1 protein-coding gene, 21 tRNA genes and 2 rRNA genes are annotated in these 3520 nt (G+C 50.4%); all 24 read left to right on the forward strand.

The annotated features are described in order from the left end of the window. Positions 1-635: ribosomal RNA gene (locus tag FZD51_RS25650) — 23S ribosomal RNA — on the forward strand; the annotation flags it as partial. A 120-nt stretch (positions 636-755) separates the two neighbouring features. After that, positions 756-872 (forward strand): 5S ribosomal RNA (rrf, locus tag FZD51_RS25655). An 8-nt stretch (positions 873-880) separates the two neighbouring features. After that, a tRNA-Val gene (locus FZD51_RS25660) sits at positions 881-956 on the forward strand. Between the two features lie 5 nt (positions 957-961). After that, positions 962-1037, forward strand: a tRNA-Thr gene (locus tag FZD51_RS25665). Between the two features lie 9 nt (positions 1038-1046). Next, positions 1047-1122 (forward strand) — tRNA-Lys (locus FZD51_RS25670). Between the two features lie 23 nt (positions 1123-1145). Further along, positions 1146-1230 (forward strand) — tRNA-Leu (locus tag FZD51_RS25675). 9 nt (positions 1231-1239) lie between these two features. Next, positions 1240-1314, forward strand: a tRNA-Gly gene (locus FZD51_RS25680). Positions 1315-1320: 6 nt separating this feature from the next. Beyond that, positions 1321-1409, forward strand: a tRNA-Leu gene (locus FZD51_RS25685). An 18-nt stretch (positions 1410-1427) separates the two neighbouring features. After that, positions 1428-1504, forward strand: a tRNA-Arg gene (locus tag FZD51_RS25690). 117 nt (positions 1505-1621) lie between these two features. Next, positions 1622-1698, forward strand: a tRNA-Pro gene (locus tag FZD51_RS25695). Between the two features lie 14 nt (positions 1699-1712). Beyond that, positions 1713-1788 (forward strand) — tRNA-Ala (locus FZD51_RS25700). A gap of 26 nt (positions 1789-1814) precedes the next feature. Next, a tRNA-Met gene (locus FZD51_RS25705) sits at positions 1815-1891 on the forward strand. 6 nt (positions 1892-1897) lie between these two features. After that, positions 1898-1974 (forward strand) — tRNA-Ile (locus tag FZD51_RS25710). A 14-nt stretch (positions 1975-1988) separates the two neighbouring features. After that, positions 1989-2081, forward strand: a tRNA-Ser gene (locus FZD51_RS25715). A 66-nt stretch (positions 2082-2147) separates the two neighbouring features. Continuing rightward, positions 2148-2221 (forward strand) — tRNA-Met (locus FZD51_RS25720). A gap of 5 nt (positions 2222-2226) precedes the next feature. Then, positions 2227-2302 (forward strand) — tRNA-Asp (locus FZD51_RS25725). Positions 2303-2332: 30 nt separating this feature from the next. Beyond that, positions 2333-2408 (forward strand) — tRNA-Phe (locus FZD51_RS25730). A gap of 32 nt (positions 2409-2440) precedes the next feature. Next, a tRNA-His gene (locus FZD51_RS25735) sits at positions 2441-2516 on the forward strand. 7 nt (positions 2517-2523) lie between these two features. Beyond that, positions 2524-2597 (forward strand) — tRNA-Gly (locus tag FZD51_RS25740). 4 nt (positions 2598-2601) lie between these two features. Further along, a tRNA-Ile gene (locus tag FZD51_RS25745) sits at positions 2602-2678 on the forward strand. A 1-nt stretch (position 2679) separates the two neighbouring features. Continuing rightward, positions 2680-2754 (forward strand) — tRNA-Asn (locus tag FZD51_RS25750). 4 nt (positions 2755-2758) lie between these two features. After that, positions 2759-2849 (forward strand) — tRNA-Ser (locus FZD51_RS25755). A 3-nt stretch (positions 2850-2852) separates the two neighbouring features. Continuing rightward, positions 2853-2924, forward strand: a tRNA-Glu gene (locus FZD51_RS25760). 175 nt (positions 2925-3099) lie between these two features. Further along, on the forward strand, positions 3100-3520 hold a 421-nt coding region (locus FZD51_RS25765; protein ID WP_148977248.1), incomplete at its 3' end, for a transposase family protein.

The following is a 3520-nucleotide window of genomic DNA, read 5'->3' on the forward strand; positions in this document are numbered from 1 at the left end:
AAAAAGTAACGGAGGCGCCCAAAGGTTCCCTCAGAATGGTTGGAAATCATTCGCAGAGTGTAAAGGCACAAGGGAGCTTGACTGCGAGACCTACAAGTCGAGCAGGGACGAAAGTCGGGCTTAGTGATCCGGTGGTTCCGCATGGAAGGGCCATCGCTCAACGGATAAAAGCTACCCCGGGGATAACAGGCTTATCTCCCCCAAGAGTCCACATCGACGGGGAGGTTTGGCACCTCGATGTCGGCTCATCGCATCCTGGGGCTGTAGTCGGTCCCAAGGGTTGGGCTGTTCGCCCATTAAAGCGGTACGCGAGCTGGGTTCAGAACGTCGTGAGACAGTTCGGTCCCTATCCGTCGTGGGCGCAGGAAATTTGAGAGGAGCTGTCCTTAGTACGAGAGGACCGGGATGGACGCACCGCTGGTGTACCAGTTGTCTTGCCAAAGGCATCGCTGGGTAGCTATGTGCGGAAGGGATAAGTGCTGAAAGCATCTAAGCATGAAGCCCCCCTCGAGATGAGATTTCCCATAGCGTCAAGCTAGTAAGATCCCTGAAAGATGATCAGGTTGATAGGTCTGAGGTGGAAGCGTGGCGACACGTGGAGCTGACAGATACTAATAGATCGAGGACTTAACCACATTTGATTGCTTAGTAATTCTTCTTCTGCATTATCTAGTTTTGAGGGAATGAAAAATTTCAAAAGATCCCTTGCAAAACAAAAACAAGATGATATAATAATACTTGTCTTGAAAAAATAGTCTGGTGGCGATAGCGAGAAGGTCACACCCGTTCCCATACCGAACACGGAAGTTAAGCTTCTCAGCGCCGATGGTAGTTGGAGGTTCTCCTCCTGTGAGAGTAGGACGCTGCCGGGCTTTAATATGGAGGATTAGCTCAGCTGGGAGAGCATCTGCCTTACAAGCAGAGGGTCGGCGGTTCGATCCCGTCATCCTCCACCATAATTGCCGGTTTAGCTCAATTGGTAGAGCAACTGACTTGTAATCAGTAGGTTGGGGGTTCAAGTCCTCTAGCCGGCACCAGTTTCACATGAGCCATTAGCTCAGTCGGTAGAGCATCTGACTTTTAATCAGAGGGTCGAAGGTTCGAGTCCTTCATGGCTCACCATTCAATCTCTAACAATGAATTATGCGGGTGTGGCGGAATTGGCAGACGCACCAGACTTAGGATCTGGCGCCGCAAGGCGTGGGGGTTCGACTCCCTTCACCCGCACCAATTTTATATGCGGAAGTAGTTCAGTGGTAGAACATCACCTTGCCAAGGTGGGGGTCGCGGGTTCGAATCCCGTCTTCCGCTCCAGAGATTGCCGGGGTGGCGGAACTGGCAGACGCACAGGACTTAAAATCCTGCGGTAGGTGACTACCGTACCGGTTCGATTCCGGTCCTCGGCACCATTTACATCACTTTATTATGCGCCCGTAGCTCAATTGGATAGAGCGTCTGACTACGGATCAGAAGGTTATGGGTTCGACTCCTTTCGGGCGCGCCATACTATTAATGTAATGAAAGCAAGAATATAAGCCAACGAGTGAACACCTGACTGCCATGTGCAGGATGATGTGAATAAGGAAGCACTGAAGAGATTCGACGCTTATCATTTACATGACGGGGAGTAGCTCAGCTTGGTAGAGCACTTGGTTTGGGACCAAGGGGTCGCAGGTTCGAATCCTGTCTTCCCGACCACTTTTGAATTATATGGGGCCTTAGCTCAGCTGGGAGAGCGCCTGCTTTGCACGCAGGAGGTCAGCGGTTCGATCCCGCTAGGCTCCACCATATAACCTTATGAGAATACTTGATTTGGCGGTGTAGCTCAGCTGGCTAGAGCGTACGGTTCATACCCGTGAGGTCGGGGGTTCGATCCCCTCCGCCGCTACCAAATTAAGGACCTTTAGCTCAGCTGGTTAGAGCAGACGGCTCATAACCGTCCGGTCGTAGGTTCGAGTCCTACAAGGTCCACCATTTACTTGAAATATGGAGGTATACCCAAGTCTGGCTGAAGGGATCGGTCTTGAAAACCGACAGGCGGGTAACACCGCGCGGGGGTTCGAATCCCTCTACCTCCTCCATTATATTTTTAAAAGAACTTTAAGCAGGAAAGATTCAGGAACGAAGCAAAATTATACTTTTATTGTCGCGGGGTGGAGCAGTCCGGTAGCTCGTCGGGCTCATAACCCGAAGGTCGCAGGTTCAAATCCTGCCCCCGCAATACCTGGTCCCGTGGTGTAGCGGTTAACATGCCTGCCTGTCACGCAGGAGATCGCGGGTTCGATTCCCGTCGGGACCGCCATTTTTATCTTGAAAAATCAATACACGGTATGGCTCAGTAGCTCAGTCGGTAGAGCAAAGGACTGAAAATCCTTGTGTCGGCGGTTCGATTCCGTCCTGAGCCACCATTTATTATTTTATCTAATAGCATTGAACAGTGGCGATTGTGGCGAAGTGGTTAACGCATCGGATTGTGGTTCCGACATTCGTGGGTTCGATTCCCATCAGTCGCCCCATAAAATTGCGGGTGTAGTTTAATGGTAAAACCTCAGCCTTCCAAGCTGATGTCGTGGGTTCGATTCCCATCACCCGCTCCAAAGTGGGCCTATAGCTCAGCTGGTTAGAGCGCACGCCTGATAAGCGTGAGGTCGATGGTTCGAGTCCATTTAGGCCCACCATTCCGCAGTAGCTCAGTGGTAGAGCATTCGGCTGTTAACCGAACGGTCGCAGGTTCGAGTCCTGCCTGCGGAGCCAATATGGGGAAGTACTCAAGTGGCTGAAGAGGCGCCCCTGCTAAGGGTGTAGGTCGGGCAACCGGCGCGAGGGTTCAAATCCCTCCTTCTCCGCCATAAGGCCCCTTGGTCAAGCGGTTAAGACACCGCCCTTTCACGGCGGTAACACGGGTTCGAATCCCGTAGGGGTCATACAAAAAAGCTGTCAGCATCATGCTGGCAGCTTTTTTGTATGCATTTTTTCTTTCGGCTCTATACTAAATGTTGGGGTTCCTACACAAATTGAGACATAAAAAATGCACGTAATCATCCAGTCTTTTATACTTGAGTTGTCGAGAAACAAGTATAGATTGGAGATACGTGCATAATGAATTCTAACATAAAGTTGCCTGGATTTGAAGAAGTAGTGGTTCTATCAATGGAGGAAGTGGAAGAGAAGCTTCGCATACATGTAGAGATGCCTGTTAAAGCCCATGTTTGTCCGATTTGTGGGACATCAACGGTGAAAATCCAYGACTATCGGATACAGAAAATTAAGCATTTAAAGCTATTTGAAAGACAGACGCTGCTTTTCTATAAGAAGCGCCGCTATGCTTGTCAGTGTGGAAAGAAGTTTGTGGAACGCAACCCCTTTGTCGACCGATACCAGCGTATTTCGGTTGAGCTGAACCAAGCCATTAAGATCCGCAGTATTAAGGGGAAGACCTTCAAAGAGACCGCAGAGGTCTACGGAACCTCCACTTCCACAGTAGTAAGGCGATTTGACCTCCTGGCGGAGGCCACTGTGA

The sequence above is a fragment of the Bacillus infantis genome (genome assembly GCF_008180445.1).
GTDB classification, from domain to species: domain Bacteria; phylum Bacillota; class Bacilli; order Bacillales; family Cytobacillaceae; genus Bacillus_AB; species Bacillus_AB infantis_B.